General features: G+C 57.4%; 15 protein-coding genes. 10 read left to right on the top strand and 5 right to left on the bottom strand.

The window, feature by feature from the left end:
• The first annotated feature begins 193 nt into the window (after positions 1-193).
• Complete coding sequence (locus tag QZ460_RS08260; protein WP_290541104.1) at positions 194-877, top strand: hypothetical protein; 684 nt, start codon at positions 194-196, stop codon at positions 875-877.
• 184 nt (positions 878-1,061) lie between these two features.
• Positions 1,062-2,333, top strand: a complete 1,272-nt coding sequence (locus QZ460_RS08265; protein WP_290541105.1) for a DNA-processing protein DprA — start codon at positions 1,062-1,064, stop codon at positions 2,331-2,333.
• Between the two features lie 961 nt (positions 2,334-3,294).
• On the opposite strand, the gene QZ460_RS08270 is transcribed toward QZ460_RS08265, so the two are convergent.
• Positions 3,295-3,762 (bottom strand): hypothetical protein, encoded by a 468-nt coding sequence (locus QZ460_RS08270; RefSeq protein WP_290541106.1) that lies wholly within the window; start codon positions 3,760-3,762, stop codon positions 3,295-3,297.
• A gap of 111 nt (positions 3,763-3,873) precedes the next feature.
• On the bottom strand, positions 3,874-4,095 hold the full coding sequence (locus tag QZ460_RS08275; RefSeq protein WP_009597992.1) for a DUF2795 domain-containing protein: 222 nt from the start codon (positions 4,093-4,095) through the stop codon (positions 3,874-3,876).
• 336 nt (positions 4,096-4,431) lie between these two features.
• Here QZ460_RS08275 and QZ460_RS08280 point away from each other — a divergent pair, with 336 nt between their 5' ends.
• The gene (locus tag QZ460_RS08280; protein ID WP_290541107.1) at positions 4,432-6,435 is read left to right on the top strand and encodes a hypothetical protein; all 2,004 of its coding nucleotides are present in this window, start codon (positions 4,432-4,434) and stop codon (positions 6,433-6,435) included.
• A 38-nt stretch (positions 6,436-6,473) separates the two neighbouring features.
• Here QZ460_RS08280 and QZ460_RS08285 read toward each other — a convergent pair whose 3' ends face one another.
• On the bottom strand, positions 6,474-7,238 hold the full coding sequence (locus tag QZ460_RS08285; protein WP_290541108.1) for a class I SAM-dependent methyltransferase: 765 nt from the start codon (positions 7,236-7,238) through the stop codon (positions 6,474-6,476).
• On the bottom strand, positions 7,225-8,073 hold the full coding sequence (locus QZ460_RS08290; protein WP_290541109.1) for a S1-like domain-containing RNA-binding protein: 849 nt from the start codon (positions 8,071-8,073) through the stop codon (positions 7,225-7,227). The genes QZ460_RS08285 and QZ460_RS08290 overlap by 14 nt, the downstream gene beginning before the upstream one ends.
• Before the next feature lie 167 nt (positions 8,074-8,240).
• On the opposite strand from QZ460_RS08290, the gene QZ460_RS08295 reads away from it, so the two are divergent.
• The 5 genes from QZ460_RS08295 to QZ460_RS08315 all read left to right on the top strand — a co-directional run bounded on the left by QZ460_RS08295 (position 8,241) and on the right by QZ460_RS08315 (position 15,650).
• Complete coding sequence (locus QZ460_RS08295) at positions 8,241-10,058, top strand: CocE/NonD family hydrolase (protein ID WP_290541166.1); 1,818 nt, start codon at positions 8,241-8,243, stop codon at positions 10,056-10,058.
• A 5-nt stretch (positions 10,059-10,063) separates the two neighbouring features.
• Positions 10,064-10,825, top strand: coding sequence for a nitrilase family protein (locus tag QZ460_RS08300; protein WP_290541110.1), 762 nt, complete (start codon positions 10,064-10,066; stop codon positions 10,823-10,825).
• 175 nt (positions 10,826-11,000) lie between these two features.
• Positions 11,001-13,817, top strand: a complete 2,817-nt coding sequence (gene uvrA, locus QZ460_RS08305) for an excinuclease ABC subunit UvrA (protein WP_290541111.1) — start codon at positions 11,001-11,003, stop codon at positions 13,815-13,817.
• A 437-nt stretch (positions 13,818-14,254) separates the two neighbouring features.
• The gene (locus QZ460_RS08310; RefSeq protein ID WP_290541112.1) at positions 14,255-14,797 is read left to right on the top strand and encodes a DUF4251 domain-containing protein; all 543 of its coding nucleotides are present in this window, start codon (positions 14,255-14,257) and stop codon (positions 14,795-14,797) included.
• Between the two features lie 202 nt (positions 14,798-14,999).
• Entirely contained in the window at positions 15,000-15,650 is a 651-nt protein-coding gene (locus QZ460_RS08315) for a hypothetical protein (RefSeq protein WP_290541113.1), read from the top strand.
• 57 nt (positions 15,651-15,707) lie between these two features.
• Here the strand turns inward: QZ460_RS08315 and ispF are convergent, their stop codons facing one another.
• Positions 15,708-16,199, bottom strand: a complete 492-nt coding sequence (ispF, locus tag QZ460_RS08320) for a 2-C-methyl-D-erythritol 2,4-cyclodiphosphate synthase (protein WP_290541114.1) — start codon at positions 16,197-16,199, stop codon at positions 15,708-15,710.
• Positions 16,200-16,266: 67 nt separating this feature from the next.
• Here ispF and QZ460_RS08325 point away from each other — a divergent pair, with 67 nt between their 5' ends.
• On the top strand, positions 16,267-17,718 hold the full coding sequence (locus QZ460_RS08325) for an aminoacyl-histidine dipeptidase (protein ID WP_290541115.1): 1,452 nt from the start codon (positions 16,267-16,269) through the stop codon (positions 17,716-17,718).
• Positions 17,719-18,212: 494 nt separating this feature from the next.
• Positions 18,213-18,527 (top strand): hypothetical protein, encoded by a 315-nt coding sequence (locus tag QZ460_RS08330; RefSeq protein ID WP_290541116.1) that lies wholly within the window; start codon positions 18,213-18,215, stop codon positions 18,525-18,527.
• Positions 18,528-18,531 lie beyond the last annotated feature (4 nt).

An 18,531-nucleotide genomic window follows, 5' to 3' on the forward strand; every position in this document is an offset into this window, starting at 1 on the left:
CATTGCTTTAATGTGTGGTGGAATACCATTAAAGATACTGAAAATCAGCTACTTGGCCTATTTTATTCTGCTAAACTTTATTAATTAACGTGTTTATTTTCAACGGATTAGTTACAAATTTAACGAAGTATTAATATATTAGTTTAACTTCAAATCGTCGACATGTTTTAAGCATTAACTAAAATTTTTTATTATGGGCATAAAAGAATCCTTGAAAGCAGCCATCTATCCTATATACGAGGAATTGTCAGAAGTCGATCAAGAACAAAGCTACACGACATTTTGCTTGCAATGGGGAGAAAAATACCAACCCGGAGGCATGCTGTTCGTCGGGCGTGCAACTTACGGATGGGCCGTCGACGACCGGGATACCGAACGGCTGTTTACGGATAGTTGCGAATCGCAGGTATTTGCCCGCCCTAACCAGATGAAGTGGGTGGAGAATTATTGGAAAAGATCCGCATTCTGGCGGGTTATCCGGAACGTTACACAGGGGGTGATTGGCCAGCAGTCGGACTGGTATGAACATATTGCGTGGGACAATCTTTACAAACTGTCTCCGGATGGCTCGAATCCGTCCGATGCGTTGTGCAAGAAACAGGGAAACCTCTGTTTTGAGATATTCAAGCAGGAATTGTCTGTCCTGCGGCCAAAGGTTGTGATATTGCTCACCGGGAAGAACTGGGATTATGATTTCCTGTGCAGTGTGAACAGCGATGAGGAGCCGGTAGTTCATGAAGAGAAAAATTGGTCCAAATACAAAGCCATTGTCTACAAAATCGGAGATACTGTTTTCATCGGGACAGAACATCCGCAAGGTAAATCAGAAACGGAACATGTCGCAGCCTTGACGGAATTGGCGAAAAAATATATATAAATACTTCGATTCGCCGGAATATCCCAATCTAAGTTCTATCATACGATTCCTCTTCCTAATTGCAGGAAGAGGAATTTTTTATTAAATGCTCATATTTTAATTATTTACGATACACTGTGCCGTAATTTAGCCTAACAACTTCTGATCTTTACATCGAGATAAAACATAATTTAATCAGGGGTAAATGATACAATCGAACCTTGGAATAACCACTATTGAACAGACGGATTCTCGCTATCCATGGGCATTCCGGGTATTGGGTGATGAAATGCCGCCGAGAATTTATGCTTACGGAAATATAGAGTTGTTACGCCATACGAAAATGGTGGCGATCATCGGCTCTCGTAAAGCGCTCAACAGAACACTAGACTTTGCCGATGAATTTGAGAATGATGACTACGTCATAGTCAGCAATTTGAGCCAAGGATGCGTGGCGGCTTGGGAACGGATAATTGCGATTGTCGCGACAGGATTGGACATTGCCCTTGGAAACACTTTATGTACGCCCATCCTAAAGCAAGGCGGTTTGTTACTATCGGAACAACCACCCGGCACAAAAGCGACCACTTCCCATCGTATTGCGTGTGCCCGTCTTCAAGTGGCACTAGCCAATCCGATTGTAGTGGTACATGCAGCCATGAAAAGTCCGGTAATGCATGCTATTGATTTTGCCCGCAAATGCGGAAAAACGATTCTGGCCTGTCGCTACGAAACATATAATGGCTCAAACGACGGGAACAAACATTTGCTGGAAAATGGGATTGCTTCAAATGTCACGCAGGACCTTGCTCCTTTGTCGGAGAATGAACGTCGTCTGGTTCATCTGGAAGAGGTGTGGCAGAGGAAACATCGGGAAGAGCGAGCTGAAGAACAACTCGAATGGGACAAGCATCCGCTCAGCAAAAAGATGTCTTATGCATTCATGGCGGCAAACAATATACATTGGGAACCTGTCGGCGTATGTCCTGTAGACGATACAAGCATAGAGGAAGATTGTGAAAATTATTATCGCTGGTGTCGTCATGACATGTCCCGGGAAGATTGGGCCGATTATCAAGATTTGATCCATCGGCAGAAATACTACCAATGGCAGCATTTCATCCGTAACAGCGGAGCAGATTGTGATCATGATGGAATTTTCTTGGTACTGAAATTTCAAATCGATCGAATGATCGACTATTGGCGTCAATTCTCACACGGAATGAATGGCGATTATATTCGCTCACAAATGGAATTGGCCAGCCGACTGCTGCAAATTGTTCTTAAAAATGGAAATGAAGGAAAGGATATGGAGTATCTTCCTGCGCATGTCAATCTCAAAAACAAAAAACGTTTTGAAGTACGATTCTGCGCCACAACATTTTATCTGGGAGAAAAACAGGAAGTTCGCTATAAAAAAGCCTATTGTTTGTTGTTCAGACTGTTAAAAGAAAACATCCTGCATTGGTGGGATTAAAATACAATAGCAACCAGTTCGAATAATACGGAAATCAATGGTAATTTAAACCTGTGTAGCAGGAAACTCTTCAAATATTTAGCCGCTTAATGCATAAGCATATATGGCGCAAGACTCAAAAAAGAAGCGATGTTCAGAAAAACGACTCCGACATAACTGTGATTGCCGTAGGTAATGGTGGATATAATATTGCGTATAACCTAATCCAAATGGGATGTTTCGACGGTGCAAGGTTTTTTTGTTTGTGATACCGAGCCAAGCGACCTAACAAGACATGCAAGCAATGCAGATGAGACATTTCTGCGGGACAGAATAAATGGTGATGTAAAATCTGCAGATACTACCCATGTTGATCATATCATAAAGAGATCTTCACAAAATGTTATTTTAGTAGGGACTTTCGGTGGCTTAACCGGCAGCAAGTATGTTCCACGAAACAACTTGCACCATCCAGTCGCGTAACCGTCATTCAAAACAACAGCATATTATTGGATCTAAAGATTCTCACAATCAGTCAATTTAATCAACCTATTACTAACACGTTATCGGTTATATTGAAAAGATACTCTTTAGAAGAACTTGCTAACAATAATACCATAGACTTGCAGAACCTGATTCCAATCGAATACCAGTCTTTACAGAAAATACAGATCATCAGTGTACAATTAGAAATATGTTGTTGGTAATCATCAGCACCTTCCGTATAATGCCAAATGAAGAGTGGAAACGAATTTTTGATTCGTAAATGCCCCTAACGTAATATCTGATATCAATTTATACATAGATGTCCGTATCATTATGTGTAATTCCTTCTTGTTTCGAGAGTTCTGTAGAACTTTCCGCCCGATTCTCAAAACTACTGTTTGGATCATTTCTGAAAATTATTCTGTACGGCTGCAAAAGAAGATAATGGTTTGTTAAATTGAAAAGGCATCTATTCGGAATGAATAGATGCCTTTCTTTATCTGTGTATTGACTTTTTGTATGGTCTATTGACCGTTCGGATAGCATAAAGCAGACTCCACCTCTTCCTATACGCCTCTTCCTCCTCATCCGGTCTGCGCCCGTCCCAGCAAAGGCCGGAATCAGGGTTCCTCCCACCGTATGAAACAGCTACAAGCTGCCCGCTAATCAGTGCATCTGCGATGGAGAAGATCCGCTCCCGGACAGACGGCTCCGTCAACTGGTCGAGAAACTCCTGCATCAGTGCAGTCTGATTCTCGTTGAGATACTTAAGCCGCACATTATCCTGTCGCTGCCGTTTAAGCTCCTGATAATCCACCAGTGTATTTCGCTGCACAGCCTGTTCCTGCTGTTCGGCATCTTTCCGATACAGTTCAAGAATATTATATTCCTGAGGAGAACTAAAACTGATGTATTTCAGACAAACAAATCCCGATTTTTCCTCCAAAAAATGTATTTTATCCAAACAAACCTCACCATTTGAGGCGGTCAGACGTACTGTCCATACAAACAAATAAATACCTGCTAATCGTACAGATTAGCAGGTATTTAAATAATTCGCTATCGAATCTCCCGACTAATATTCTTCCTCATTGAAGAAGAAGTCGTCCTTGGAAGGGTAGTCGGGCCAGATGTCTTCGATCGATTCGTAGATTTCGCCTTCGTCTTCTATTTCCTGCAGGTTTTCGAGCACTTCGAGCGGCGCACCCGAACGTACTGCATAGTCGATCAGTTCATCTTTCGTTGCAGGCCAGGGGGCATCTTCGAGTTTCGATGCCAATTCAAGCGTCCAATACATAGTTAGAATATTTTTAAGTTCCCAATTGTCAGCATTTTAGTTCTCCTCAAGGGGGAGGGTTAATTCATCGTGGCTGATTTGCAAAAGTATAAAAAAAACGAGAAAAACAAAGAAAATTCGTTAAAACATCGTCCCTGAGTTCTTATATGTCTGGTAACCATTGCTTTGTTCGGCAAAAAAATTGGTCCCCTTTGTGCCGTACCGATTTTGCCTGCTCCGGCGGGCGGCGTTGCGCGAAATCCGGGCCGTCGTGTTTTGCGGAGTCCGTTTTTTATCGTATTTTTGTTACGCTTCGAAACAATACAACTTGTTAAAACCAAACGAAAACCCGATTCCATGACCCGAATCAGTTGCTTTTTCCTGCTTTTTCTCTGCAGCCTGACGACACCCGCCCTTGCCGATCAAACCCGCTGGGCGGTAATTCCCGACAGCACGGCCATCGTGTGGCATGTCCGCGAGGGCGATTCGCACCGGGACCATATCGAAATGAGCGGCCTGCGTGTTTCGACCGTCCTGCGCTACGGCGTCGATACCGACGGTGGTTTTCTCTTCGAACGCAGCCTGGTGTGGCCGATGCTGCGCACCGTTCCCAACAATACGCACGCCTCGTTGATGCGGCGTTTCGCGTGGGATGTTCCCCGGATGCTTTCGGTCAATGAAAAATGCCTCCAGCAGGAGCAGGTCCGCTGGATCGGGCTCGACGGTACGATGACCGTCAAGAGCGACTGGACGGCGGTCAATGGCTCGCTTTCGCTGACGCGTGTCCTTTTCCCGTCGGTCGATGCGGCCGCTTTCTGCGAAAAATATACCCTGGAGAATACGGGCGACGAGCCGCTTTACGTCGAGATTCCCCGGGCGCGTTCGGTGATCCGGACAGCCCCGGAAAAGGGCGTGGAGGGCAGCTACGAACTGGTTGCCGAGATCTGCGGCGACACGGCGCTGATGCTCGCTCCGCGTGCCTCGGTCTCCTTCGGGGCCTTTTTCAGCGGCGGCCGGCCCGGAGATGAAGCCCTGAGGCTGGATGTCGATGCGGAACTTGCCAAACGCCGCGCACTGGTGGCCGAATGGCAGCGCAATCTGGTGCTGGAGACCTCCGATCCCGTGATCGACGCCATGTTCGCCTTTGCGAAGATCCGTGCCGCGGAGAGCATCTTCGACACCCGGGGTGGCCTGATGCACTGCCCCGGCGGCGAATATTACTATGCCGCGATCTGGGCCAACGACCAGGCCGAGTACGTCAACCCCTTCTTCCCCTTCCTGGGCTACGACCGGGGCAACCGCTCGGCGCTCTGCTCGTTCGGCTATTTCGCCCGCTACATGAATCCCGACTACCGGCCGATTCCCAGCTCGATCATCGCCGAAGGGACCGACACCTGGAACGGTGCCGGGGACCGCGGCGATGCGGCCATGATCGCCTACGGTGCGGCGCGTTATGCGCTGGCGTACGGCGATGCGGCCGAAGCCGCCGAATTGTGGCCGTTGGTGGAGTGGTGCCTGGAGTACTGCCGCCGGCAGCTGACCGACGACGGCGTGGTGGCCTCCGATTCGGACGAACTGGAGGGACGCTTTCCGGCCGGGGATGCCAATCTGTGCACCTCGTCGCTTTATTACGACGCGCTGCTCTCGGCCGCCATGCTGGGCCGCGAGCTGCATAAGCCTGCCCGGCAGCTGGCCGCATACGAACGTCAGGCCGCCGTGTTGCGGAAAAACATCGATCTCCATTTCGGGGGCATGGTCGAGGGTTTCGACACCTACCGCTATTATACGGGCAACGACCGCCTGCGCTCGTGGATCTGCATTCCGCTGATCGTCGGCATCGACGAGCGGAAGGAGGCGACCATCGAGGCGCTTTTCTCGCCGAAACTGTGGACCGAAAACGGCCTGCTGACCCGGTCGGGCGACAAGACCTTCTGGGACCGGACGACGCTCTACGCCCTGCGCGGGGTCTATGCCGCGGGCGAGACCGAGAAGGCCACCGACTATCTGTCCTACTATTCCGGGGAGCGTCTGCTGGGCGACCATGTTCCCTACGCCATCGAGGCGTGGCCCGAAGGTTCCCAGCGTCATCTTTCGGCCGAGAGCGGCCTCTACTGCCGCATCCTGACCGAGGGCGTGTTCGGAATCCGCCCGACGGGAATGCGGTCGTTTGACCTGACCCCGCGTCTGCCCGCGGCGTGGGACCACATGAATCTGCGCAACGTGCGGGCCTTCGGCTCGGAGTTCGACATCGAGGTGCGCCGTGCGGCCCGGGGGATGGAGGTTTCCGTGACGCAGGGCGGGCGGGAGATCGTCCGCAAGAGGCTCCGCGCGGGTCAGAGTCTCGGGGTCAGGCTGCCGTAGCCCGTAACAGCGAGGAGGTTTTCGAAAACCTCCCTCGTTTATTTCCGTGCGATGTAGAACAGGTCGAAACAGCCGTCTCCCACCGGCTCGATGCGGTAGTCGTCCCTGCGGATCGAGTTGGTCAGCCCGGTGTTTTCCCGGAGGAGCCTGCGGCGGTTCATGCGGTTGAGAATGTCGTAGGGGATCTGCAGCATCCAGCGCGGCAGACGGTGCTGGAGATCGAGCGGATCGAAGCGCGTGATGCGCTCGACGCTGCGGCGGTTTTCGGCGTAGTAGTCCATCACCTTTTCGTTGCCGAAGACCCCGAGGGCCTCGATCTGCGAGAAACACCCGGCGAGCAGTTCGCGGAACTGTTCGGCCGTGTATTCGCGCACGTGCCACGGGTTGCGGGTGAGCGACATCGGGGCGTTGGGGGTTGTCGCGATGAAGCGGCCTCCGGGGCGCAGTACCCGGTGTATCTCGCGCACGAATTCCGCATCGCGTTTGATGTGCTCGATCACCTGGAACGAGATCACGCAGTCGAAACTCCCCTCGGGGAAGTCCAGCGGCGGGACCACCGCCTGCCGGAATTCGACGTTGGGCCTGTCGAGCAGTGCCGGGTCCGGGACGTGCTTGTCGATGGTGACGAACCTCCGGGCCCGGGGTGCCACGACCTCGATGCCGTATCCGGCTCCGGTCCCGATTTCGAGTACATCGCCCCCGATGCGTGCCGCTGCGGCGTGGTAGGCCAGCAGCGAGCGCTGGAACACGAAATTGTCCGATGCTTCCGCCGAAACGCGCTCTGCGGTGTTAATCTTCGCCATGGTTCCGGATTTTGATGCCTTTTTCGCCGACTTCGACCGCGCCTCGCTTGAGGAGCACGCCCAGCGAGCGTTTGAAGACCTTTTTGCTTGTTCCCGTGAGACGCGTCACCTCTTCGGGAGCGCTGTCGTCGTTCAGGGGCAGGAACCCTCCGTTTTCCCGAACCAGCCGGAGCAGCACCTCCGCCGCATCCTTGACCTGGGCGAATCCCGTCAGCTGGAGACACACATCGATGCGGTTGTCTTCGGTGATGCGGCTGACGTATCCTTTCAGCCGGTCGCCGACGGCCACGGGACGGAAGATCTGGTTGTGGTAGATCATGCCCCAGTGGCGGTTCTCGATGATCACGCGGAATCCGATTTCGCACTCCGAGGCCACCAGCAGGGCGACCTCCTGCCGGGGTTTCACCGAAATCAGGTCGTTGTTTATGAAACTCTTGAGTTTGGTCGTCGCCACGCAGCGTCCCGTGATGTTGTCTTCGTAGAGGTAGACGATGTAGCTGTGCCCGGCCAGAATGCCGCCCTGCTGGTTGCGGTTGGGGAGGAACAGGTCCTTTCCGTGCAGACCCCAGTCGAGGAATGCGCCGTGGGCCGTCTTGTCCACCACGCGCAGATAGCCGGCTTCGCCTTCGCGCAGCAGCGGGGTTTCGGTTGTCGCCACGAGACGGTCCTCCGAGTCGTGGTAGAGGAATACCTCCTTCTGGTCGCCGACCTTGTCCGTCAGCGAAGTGTATCGGTTGGGGAGCAGCACTTCGTTCTGCTCCTCGTCGGCGAGGTATAGGCCGTATTCCGAGATGCGGCTTACGGTGAGGGTTTGTATGCGTCCTGCTTTCAACATGTCTTTTCGGTATCAGTGCTGCAAAAGTACGTTTATTTTCCGCCGAATCCAAACTTCGCGGCTCCCGCCGCCTGAAGATGCTGCGTATTTCCCGGCTTGCGGGACGGACGTTTTGCGGATTGCCCGAAAAACCGTATCTTTACGAAACGCAAAAATCTCTCGAAATGATGAAACTGCGCCGATTCCTGTTCCTGCTCTGGGCGGTGCTGCCGGTGGCGGGCTCCCTGTGCGCCCAGCCGGTCGACTCGCTCTACGACAAGGCTGAATACCGCATCGCCATGCGCGACAGCGTTCACCTGCACACCACGGTCTTCACCCCCAAGGCTCCCGGCAAGGCCCCGATAATCATTTTCCGGACGCCTTACGGTACGGGTCCTTACGGCGAGGGTCGGTTTCCCGACAACTTCGGGGCGGGTTACATGCGCAGCTACGTCGACCGCGGCTACATCATCGTCCGGCAGGATGTCCGGGGTCGCTACATGAGCGAGGGTGCGTTCATGCACGTGCGCCCGGCGGGCTTCGGCAGCGTGGACGAGACGACGGACAGCTACGACACGGTGGACTGGCTGGTGGAGAATATCCCCGGCAACAACGGCCGTGTGGGTTTCGCGGGATGCTCCTACCCGGGCTTCTACGCCCTGATGGGCGGTCTGAGCGGACATCCGGCCGTGAAGGCCATATCGCCGCAGGCCCCCGTTACGGACTGGTATATGGGCGACGATCTCCACCACAACGGCGTGCTGATGCTGAGCGACGCCGTGCGGTTTCTCAATTCGATGAATGCTCCTGCCGGACATACCCCCACGGAGACCATGCCGCGGCGCCCGCTGACGGTGACCCCCGACGAGCGCACATTCTTCCTGGCGGAGCACCCTGCGCGGGCCGATCTGACGCAACTGCTGGCGCCCAATCCCTTTTGGGAGGAGTTGGCCGCTCACGCCGACTACGATGAGTGGTGGCGCATGCGCGATACGCGCCGGGTCTGCTACAACATCCGTCCCGCGATGCTGATCGTGGGTGGCACGTTCGATGCCGAGGACTGCTACGGAGCCTGGAACCTCTACAAATCGGTCCTGCGGCAGAGTGCCCGGACCCCGCTCCACCTGGTCGTCGGGCCGTGGGCCCACGGGGCGTGGCGCGGCGAGGGGCGCCGGCTGGGCGACTTCGATTTCGGGGCGGAGGCCTCCGGCGCCTACTATATGGAGCACTTCGAGGCCCCCTTTTTCGACTGCTACCTCTGGGCGCGCGACACCGTCGACCGCTTGCCGCCCGTGGCAGTTTTCACCTCGGGCGACGGCCGCTGGCACACGTTCGACCGCTGGACGCCCCCGCAGGTCCGCAGGCTGACCCTCTACCTGACCGAAGGCGGGCGCCTCGACACGCAGCGGCCCGAGGCCAAATCCTCGTCGACGAGCTATACCTCCGATCCGTCCGACCCCGTGCCGTATACCGAACACTCCGCTGCACGGCGTCTCCGGGAGTATATGATCGCCGACCAGCGCTTCCTCGGGGGGCGCGGGGACGTGCTGACGTTCGTGACCGAGCCGCTGACCGAGGATGTGACGCTTGCCGGACCGGTCGAGGCGACTCTGGAGGTGGCCCTTTCGACCACCGATGCCGATTTCGTCGTGAAGCTGATCGATGTTTTCCCCGACGGGGACGGGGGCGAACATGCGGGAATGCAGATGCTCGTCCGCGGCGATGTCGTGCGCGGCCGCTACCGCGACGGTTTCGCCCACCCGAAAGCCTTCGTTCCGGGCAGTCCCGAGAGGGTGCCTTTCCGCACGACCGACATCGCGCACACCTTCCGCGCCGGACACCGGATCATGGTGCAGGTGCAGAGTTCGTGGTTCCCGCTCCTGGAGCGCAACCCCCAGCAGTTCGTCGACCTGTGGCATTGTGCGGCGTCGGACTTCGTGCCCTGCCGGGTGACTCTTTTCCACCAGCGCGACCGCGCTTCGTTACTTACCGTCTACCGACTCTGATTTTCATGAAACTCCGCATCGCCCTCTGCCAGTGCGACATCGCCTGGGAACAACCCGCGCGGAACCTCGCGCGGCTCGAACCGCTGGTCACTGCGGCCGCTGCGGATCTTGTGGTGCTGCCCGAAATGTTCGCCACGGGCTTCACGACCGATCCCGCCGGAGTGGCCGATCGGACCGACGGGGCTGTCGTCACGACCCTGCGGCGCTGGGCCTCCCGATACGGCAAGGCGGTCGCGGGCAGCGTTGCCGTTGCCGAAAACGGACGTTTCTACAACCGCATGTATTTCGTGAAACCTTCGGGCGAATCTGCCGGCTATGATAAGCGCCACCTGTTCGCACCCGGCGGCGAGACGCGCCACTACACGCCCGGCCGGAGCCGCCTGCGGATCGAATACGGCGGTCTTCGGTTTCTGCTGCTTGTCTGCTACGACCTGCGTTTTCCGGTCTGGAGCCGCTGCCGGGGCGACTACGACGCCATCCTGTGCTGCGCCTCGTGGCCTGCGCCTCGGCGGGAGGCGTGGCGGACGCTGCTGCGTGCCCGTGCCATCGAGAACCAGTGCTACGTCGCGGAGGTGAACCGCGTGGGCGAGGACCCCTCGTCGCGTTATGCCGGGGATTCGGCCCTGGTCGACTTCATGGGCCGCACGATGGCCGAAGCCGGCAGCGGGGAAGAGCTGCTGACGGAGACCTTCGACTCCGATGCGCTGGCGGCGTTCCGCGAAAAATTCCCCGTGTGGCGGGATGCCGACGATTTCACCCTGAAATAGAGCCTGCCGAAGCCTCCGTGCCGATCGCCCCGGCCTGCCGACCCTTCCCCTTGGGGCGAAAGCCCGACCGCAACAACGGCGGCGAAGAGAATGTATCGAAAAAAAACGTATCTTTGCACGATGCTGATTTGCGATCCAATAAACCGGACGTTCCGCACGTTCATATACCATTGAAATGGAAGATACGATCAAAATACTGGGCGCCCGGGTTCACAACCTCAAGAACGTGGACCTCGAAATTCCGCGCCGCAAACTGGTAGTCGTCACCGGCCTGTCGGGGTCGGGCAAATCGTCGCTAGCCTTCGACACGATCTATGCCGAGGGGCAGCGCCGCTACATGGAGACGCTGTCGACCTATGCACGGCAGTTCGTGGGGACGATGGAGCGTCCCGATGTGGACAAGATCACGGGATTGAGCCCCGTAGTGGCCATCGAGCAGAAGACGACCAACAAGAACCCCCGCTCGACGGTGGGCACCGTGACCGAGATCAACGACTTCCTGCGCCTGCTCTATGCGCGGGCGTCGCGGGCCTATTCGCCCGTGACGGGCGAAGAGATGGTCCACTATACCGACGACCAGATCACCGAACTGATCCTCTCGGGCTTCTCCGGGCGCAGGATTGCCCTGATGGCCCCCATCGTCAAGGGCCGCAAGGGCCACTACCGCGAGCTGTTCGAGTCGCTGGCCAAGAAGGGCTACATCTACGCACGCATCGACGGCGAGATCCGCGAAATATCCTCCGGCATGCGCCTCGACCGCTACAAGGTCCACACCGTCGATCTGGTGGTCGACCGCCTCGCGGTCAGCGAGGAGTCCCGCGATCGGCTGGCGACCTCCCTGAAGGAGTCGATGCGCCAGGGCAAGGGCACGATGGCCGTCTACGACTACGGAACCGAGCAGCTGCGTTTCTACTCGCGCCACCTGATGTGCCCCTCGACGGGCGTGGCCTTCGAAGACCCTGCACCGCATACCTTCTCGTTCAACTCGCCGAAGGGCGCCTGCCCGCATTGCAACGGACTGGGCGAGGAGGCGGTCTTCGATGTGGCTAAGATCATTCCCGATGCGGGTCTTTCGCTGCGCGAAGGGGCCGTCGGGCCTCTGGGCAAGTACCGCAACAACATGCTTTTCGCCATTCTGGAGATGCTGGGGCGCCGTTACGATTTCACGCTCGACGACCCTGTCGAAAGTTTCTCCGAGGAGGCGCTGAATGCCGTGCTGTACGGCGATTCCGAGCCGCTGACGGTCGACCTGCGGGAGTTCTCGTCCTCGGGCGGCCGCCAGTTCCTCTCGTGGGAGGGCGTGGCCGAATATATCGGCCGCACCGAGGACGACGATTCGAAACACGGGCAGAAGTGGCGTGACCAGTTCCTTGTCTACCGCAAATGTTCGGTCTGCGGCGGTTCGCGCCTGCGGAAGGAGTCGTTGCAGTTCCGCGTCGCCGGCAAGAACATCGCCGAGGTGTCGGCCATGTCTATTTCCGAATTCTCGGAGTGGGTCCCCACCCTCGAAAAGCAACTGTCGGATAAGGAGTGGAAGATTGCCCGGGAGATCGTCAAGGAGATCCGCGAACGCCTTCGGTTCCTGATGGATGTGGGCTTGGGCTACCTCTCGCTGACGCGTTCGTCGCGGTCGCTGTCGGGCGGCGAGAGCCAGCGCATCCGCCTCGCCACGCAGATCGGCTCGAAGCTCGTGAATGTGCTCTATATCCTCGACGAGCCGTCGATCGGCCTTCACCAGCGCGATAACCTGCGGCTGATCCACAGCCTCGAAGAGCTGCGCGACGCGGGCAACTCGGTGATCGTCGTCGAGCACGACGAGGACATGATGCGTGCGGCCGACTTCATCGTCGACGTCGGCCCCCGCGCCGGACGCAAGGGCGGCAACATCGTGGCTGCCGGGACGTTCGACGACATCCTCCGCTCCGACACCATCACCGCCGATTACCTCACGGGGCGGCGGCGGATCGAGATTCCCGAAACCTTGCGCCCGGGAACGGGCGAGAGCATCGTGATCCGCGGAGCGCGGGGCAACAACCTCAAGCATGTCACGGCCGAATTTCCGCTGGGCAAATTCATCTGCGTGACGGGAGTCAGCGGCTCGGGCAAGTCGACGCTCATCAACGAGACCCTGCGTCCGATCCTCTCCCGGGAGCTTTACCGCTCCTTCGACCAGCCGCTGGAGTACGACGCGGCGGAGGGTATCGGGCACATCGACAAACTGGTCGTCGTCGACCAGTCGCCCATCGGGCGCACTCCGCGGTCGAATCCCGCGACCTATTCGAACGTCTTTTCCGACATCCGCAAGCTGTTCGAGATGACGCCCGACGCCCAGATCCGCGGCTTCAAGGCCGGGCGTTTCTCGTTCAACGTCAAGGGCGGCCGGTGCGAGGAGTGCCGCGGCGCGGGCGTGCAGACCATCGAGATGAACTTTCTGCCCGACGTCTACGTGCGTTGCAAGGCGTGCGGCGGGCACCGCTACAACCGCGAGACGCTCGAAGTGAAGTACAAGGGCAAAAATATCGACGACGTACTGAACATGACGGTCAACATGGCCGTGGAGTTCTTCGAGAACATACCTAACATCTACCAGAAGCTCCGTGCCATCCAGGAGGTGGGCCTGGGTTACCTCACGCTCGGCCAGCCCTGCACGACGCTGTCGGGCGGCGAGAGCCAGCGCATCAAGCTCTCGACCGAGCTTTCGAAACGCGACACGGGCCGCACGCTCTACATCCTCGACGAACCCACGACGGGCCTCCATTTCGAGGATATCCGTCTGCTGCTGGAGGTGTTGAACAAGCTCGTCGACCGCGGCAATACGGTCATCGTCATCGAACACAACCTCGACGTCATCAAGGTCGCCGACCACATTATAGATATAGGTCCCGAGGGTGGGGCGGCCGGCGGTGAGATCGTCGTTGCGGGCACACCGCACGAGGTGGCGCAGTGCGAGGGCAGCTATACGGGTCAGTTCCTCAAAAAGATCGGCTTGTAAATTGCTCGGTTCGAAAACATTTACAGAGCGAACGAAAGGCGGGACGCAGATTTATGGCCCGGAGTCAAACGGATTTCAAGCAACGATTACGGTAAGGGGCGGGAATCCGACCGTTCAAATTTACGTTTGCAGGGGAAAAAGAACCGTTTGCAGTTAAACGAACTGCTTCTGGCGATGGAAGTGCTTCGGCATCCCATACGATCGATTTCTGAGCTGTCACAGATGAAATCCGTCCATTTTGCCGCGGGAGTATGGTAAATCCATGCTCTCGTGGTGTTAAGTCCCCCTCCGGGGAGGGGATTTAGGGGAGGGGCGGACCTGCAAACACGGCCAAAGGCCGTGAAGAACGGCCTTCGACAGCACGAGACACCCTCCCTCGACATTCAGAGTGTTCGGCACACATTTTGCTTTCATAGCCGTAACAAACCTTATGTGCCATGAAAAAAACAGTCATTATCGTTGTGGGGCTGCTGCTCTGTGCGGCTGCCGTAACCGTGATCGGACAGAAAAAAGTGCTGTCGCCCAAGGAAGAACGCCGCGAGATCCGCGAGAAACGCCGTGCGGAACGTATCGCCAACTACGAGAAATTCATGGATTCGCTCGTCTTGTCGCGCAACTTCCAGTTCAATCCGTCGACCTTCCAGCGCCAGCCTGCGGGTCCGATGCGGCAGATCATGAATCCCGCGTTCAACGTCGGCCTGTGGGACGGGACGGCGGACATCACGCTTCCCTATATCAAGGGTTATGTGCCGCCTTACTATGTGACGATCATCAACTACACGGTTTCCGATTTGCAGGGCTATATCACCGAGCAGACGCACGAAGGCTGGATGGTGACCTTCTCGACCTCGCTGTTTTCGGCCTCGACCTATACCTTCACCTTCGAAATCTTCTCCCGCACGGGCGGGGCTACGCTGACGATCACCAATCCGTGGTATAATCCCGTGCAGTATACGGGTTCCATTTCGCAGCTCTATTGACGTAACTCCATTTTGCCGGCCCCATCCCGGACGGCCACACCTGCCGTGCCTGCCGTGCCTGCCGTGCCTGCCGTGCCCGCTGCATCCGCCGTGCCTGCTGCACCTGCCGTGTCTGCCGTGCTGTCCGTTTGCCGCTCCGGCGAAGTTTTCAAACCCCCGCTTCGGCGGGGGCTTTTGTCCCGTTCAATCCGATATCCGACCTATGAAACGTTTTGCCCTTGTCACTTGCGGCGCACTCTCTTTCATTGCCTGTGCCGCCGTCGCGCAATCTCCGCAGTATACGCTCGAAACCTCGGCCGTGGACAGTGTGCCGCAGACGACGATCGTCCCCGTGCAGCAGGCTCCGGTGCAGGTTGTGGAGCATACGACCGTCTACGAAGAACCCGTGTCGGGGATGGACCGCGCCCGGCGCAGGGCCTATAAGGCCCGGGTCTACGCCGCGAGGATCGACTCGCTGGTGCAGTCGCGCGACTACATGTTCTTCCCCAACTCGATGCAGCAGCTGCCCGGCGGGATGATCCGTTCGATCTATGCCGATTACTTCTTTTTCGGGGTGTTTGTCGACCATGTCGAGGTGCACCTGCCCACCGAGCGGGGCATCACCCAGTATGTCGAGATGCTGAATTTCGATTCGATGACGGTCCGTGACTATCGGGCCTCCCGCGTGCAGTGGGGGTGGTCGGTCTCCTTCGATATTTCGGACGGCAATGCCCTCTACCACGCCGATTTCGCCGCCTCTACGGCCACGGGCGAAACGGTGCTGACGCTTCTGACGCCCGACGTCACGATGCGTTATGTCGGCTGGCTGTGGAACAAGCGGGTGAACGACCCGCGGTATCGCAGGATGGATTGACCCTGTGCGGATGCCGTCGTGCTCCCGCAGACCCGGTTTGGAGGTCCGGCCCCGGGACTATTTTCCGTCCGCAGGCCGGAAGATCAACGCCACGGCAGAGACAGAGATGCCCTCCTCGCGCCCTTCGAAACCCAGATGCTCCGTGGTTGTGGCCTTGACCGAGACCCTGTCGACGGCTATGCCCATCGCACCGGCCATCGCCGTGCGCATGGCGTCGATGTGCGGCCGCAGTTTGGGTTGCTGGGCGCGGATCGTGCAGTCCACGTTTCCGATTTCGTAGCCCTTTTCGCGCAGCAGTTCCGCCACGCGGCGCAGCAGGATCTTCGAGTCGATGCCGGCGAAATCGGCCGACGTGTCGGGGAAGTGCAGCCCGATGTCGCCCAGTGCCGCGGCACCCAGCAGGGCGTCGCACAGGGCGTGGATCGCCACGTCTCCGTCCGAGTGGGCGACACTCCCTTTTCTGTGGGCGATCTCCACGCCTCCCAGAACCAGCGGCAGGCCGTCGGCCAGGGCGTGTACGTCGTATCCGTGTCCTATTCTGAAATCCATTTGTTTCCCTGTTTTATTATTGCCAAAGTTACGGATTTTTCCTAACTTTGCAAAAAAGCAAAAATTTATGTCGGAAATAACCTCTTTGGAACCGCGTCTTGTCTGGGAACAGTTCGACGCCATCACGCGAGTGCCGCGTCCTTCGAAGAAGGAGGGCAAAATCATCGATTTTCTGATCGATTTCGCCAAAAAGCACCATATCGAATACAAAAGGGACGCCATCGGCAACGTCGTGATGCGCAAGCCCGCCACTCCGGGCATGGAGGAGCATCCTGCCGTGATCCTCCAGTCGCATATGGACATGGTCTGCGAAAAGAACTCGGATGTGGAGTTCGACTTCGACAACGATCCCATCCGCACGCGTATCGACGGCGACTGGGTCCGGGCCGAAGGCACGACGCTGGGAGCCGACTGCGGTATCGGCATGGCCGCCGCACTGGCCGTGATGCTCGACGAGACGGTGGAGCACGGCCCTGTCGAGGCGCTGTTCACCGTCGACGAGGAGACGGGCCTCACGGGAGCCTTCGAACTGGGTGAGGGGATGCTCTCGGGCAAATACCTCGTCAACCTCGATTCGGAGGACGAGGGCGAAATCTTCATCGGCTGTGCGGGCGGCATCGACACCATCGCCACGTTCCACTATACGATGGAGCCTTCGCCGAAGAACTACACGTTCTTCCGTGTCGACGTGTCGGACCTCCAGGGCGGACACTCGGGCGACGACATCGACAAGGGGAGGGTCAATTCGAACAAGACCGTGGCGCGTCTTCTGTGGGACGGCATGCAGTCGTTCGAACTCAGACTCTCTTACTTCAACGGCGGCAACCTCCGCAACGCCATTCCGCGCGAGGCCTACGCCATCTTCGGCGTCCCGACCCGCTTCAAGGAGGAGTTCGTCAAACGTTACAACCTCTTCGCCGCGGATCTCGAAGCCGAATTCCGCTTCCGCGAGCCCAATTTCAAAATCACGCTCAACGAGATGCCCCAGGTCAACGAGGTGCTCGACAGCCGGACGCAGTCGGCGCTGGTCTACTCGTTGGTAGGTGTTCCCAATGGGGTCGTCTCCATGTCGTTCGCCGTTCCGGGACTGGTCGAGACCTCGACAAACCTTGCTTCGGTGAAGTTCGCGGAGGGCAACCGCATCGTTGTCACCTCGTCGCAACGCTCGTCGGTCGAGAGTGCCAAGACCTACGTGATGCAGATGGTCGAGTCGGTCTTCGCGCTGGCGGGCGCCGATGTGGCCCATTCCGACGGCTATCCGGGCTGGACGCCCGATCCGCAGTCGAAACTGCTGGAGGTCACCGTCGAAGCCTACAAACGGCTTTTCGGCACCGAACCCAAGGTCCGCGCCATCCACGCCGGACTGGAGTGCGGCCTGTTCCTCGAGAAGTATCCCGATCTGGAGATGGTCTCCTTCGGCCCGACGCTCCGCGGCGTGCATTCGCCCGACGAACGGCTCGAAATCGCCACGGTCCCCAAGTTCTGGAACCTGCTGACTGAAGTGCTGAAAACAATCTGATTCCGATTCCGGCATCCCCACGGCGGGGGTGCCGGAATTTGTTTCCTCTCCCGGGCCGGAGTTTGTTCCCTCTCCCGGGCCGGAATTTGTGGTCTTTCCTCTGCCTGATTTTGTTTTCTCTCCCGGGCCGCTCCCTCCCTCCTTCCCTCCCGGCCGGAGCTCCGCCTGCCGCTCGGAATTTGTTGTCTCTACGGCGGTGTCGGAACTCTTCATCATCACGAGGCTGGAATTTGTTTCCTCTCCCGGGCAGGAGTTTGTTTCCTCTTCCGGGCCGGAATCTGTTCCCTCTCCCCGGCCGCTCCCTCCTTCCCTCCCGGCCGGAGCTCCGCCTGTCCGCCCGGAGTTTGTTGCCCCCCCCCATTCCCGTCGGATAGGGCCTAAGCCGAGTTGTGACGATATTTCCGGTTCCCGGATCATTTGGCCGCGCTGCATGCACGCCGATTTTGAATTGTCGGACTTTTTGCTATCTTTGTGTTCTGTAAAGTTGCGATGATATGCTGAAAAGCCGTTGTGCCCTGTTGTTTCTCCTGCTTCCGTGTGTGGCGGCGGCCCAGTATCCCGACGACGAATACTATCCCTATGCCGAACGTGAGGAGCGGCGCGAACTGCTCACGACCGATTCGGCGATCTTCTACCGCGCCGTGCAATCCCCTTCGGACCTTTACGGTCTTCGCTCCGATTTCAACCTGCCGCAGGTCGCCCTCCGGCGCCGCGGACTGGATTACTCCCGGGAACGCACCTCGCTCATGGGCGTTGCGGTTTCCTACCGTTACCTTCCGGTGCTGCGCCTGCTCGGGGCCGACGAATAGCGCT

This window comes from Alistipes sp. (assembly GCF_020026455.1).
Taxonomy (GTDB): domain Bacteria; phylum Bacteroidota; class Bacteroidia; order Bacteroidales; family Rikenellaceae; genus Alistipes.

Excerpts from the sequence above, each read along its gene's own strand:
- QZ460_RS08300 (WP_290541110.1), top strand. The coding sequence starts at position 10,064 with ATGAAACTCCGCATCGCCCTCTGCCAGTGCGACATCGCCTGGGAACAA.
- QZ460_RS08275 (WP_009597992.1), bottom strand. The coding sequence starts at position 4,095 with ATGTATTGGACGCTTGAATTGGCATCGAAACTCGAAGATGCCCCCTGG.
- QZ460_RS08310 (WP_290541112.1), top strand. The coding sequence starts at position 14,255 with ATGAAAAAAACAGTCATTATCGTTGTGGGGCTGCTGCTCTGTGCGGCT.
- ispF (WP_290541114.1), bottom strand. The coding sequence starts at position 16,199 with ATGGATTTCAGAATAGGACACGGATACGACGTACACGCCCTGGCCGAC.
- QZ460_RS08330 (WP_290541116.1), top strand. The coding sequence starts at position 18,213 with ATGCTGAAAAGCCGTTGTGCCCTGTTGTTTCTCCTGCTTCCGTGTGTG.
- QZ460_RS08285 (WP_290541108.1), bottom strand. The coding sequence starts at position 7,238 with ATGGCGAAGATTAACACCGCAGAGCGCGTTTCGGCGGAAGCATCGGAC.
- uvrA (WP_290541111.1), top strand. The coding sequence starts at position 11,001 with ATGGAAGATACGATCAAAATACTGGGCGCCCGGGTTCACAACCTCAAG.
- QZ460_RS08260 (WP_290541104.1), top strand. The coding sequence starts at position 194 with ATGGGCATAAAAGAATCCTTGAAAGCAGCCATCTATCCTATATACGAG.
- QZ460_RS08265 (WP_290541105.1), top strand. The coding sequence starts at position 1,062 with ATGATACAATCGAACCTTGGAATAACCACTATTGAACAGACGGATTCT.
- QZ460_RS08280 (WP_290541107.1), top strand. The coding sequence starts at position 4,432 with ATGACCCGAATCAGTTGCTTTTTCCTGCTTTTTCTCTGCAGCCTGACG.
- QZ460_RS08315 (WP_290541113.1), top strand. The coding sequence starts at position 15,000 with ATGAAACGTTTTGCCCTTGTCACTTGCGGCGCACTCTCTTTCATTGCC.
- QZ460_RS08295 (WP_290541166.1), top strand. The coding sequence starts at position 8,241 with ATGAAACTGCGCCGATTCCTGTTCCTGCTCTGGGCGGTGCTGCCGGTG.
- QZ460_RS08325 (WP_290541115.1), top strand. The coding sequence starts at position 16,267 with ATGTCGGAAATAACCTCTTTGGAACCGCGTCTTGTCTGGGAACAGTTC.
- QZ460_RS08290 (WP_290541109.1), bottom strand. The coding sequence starts at position 8,073 with ATGTTGAAAGCAGGACGCATACAAACCCTCACCGTAAGCCGCATCTCG.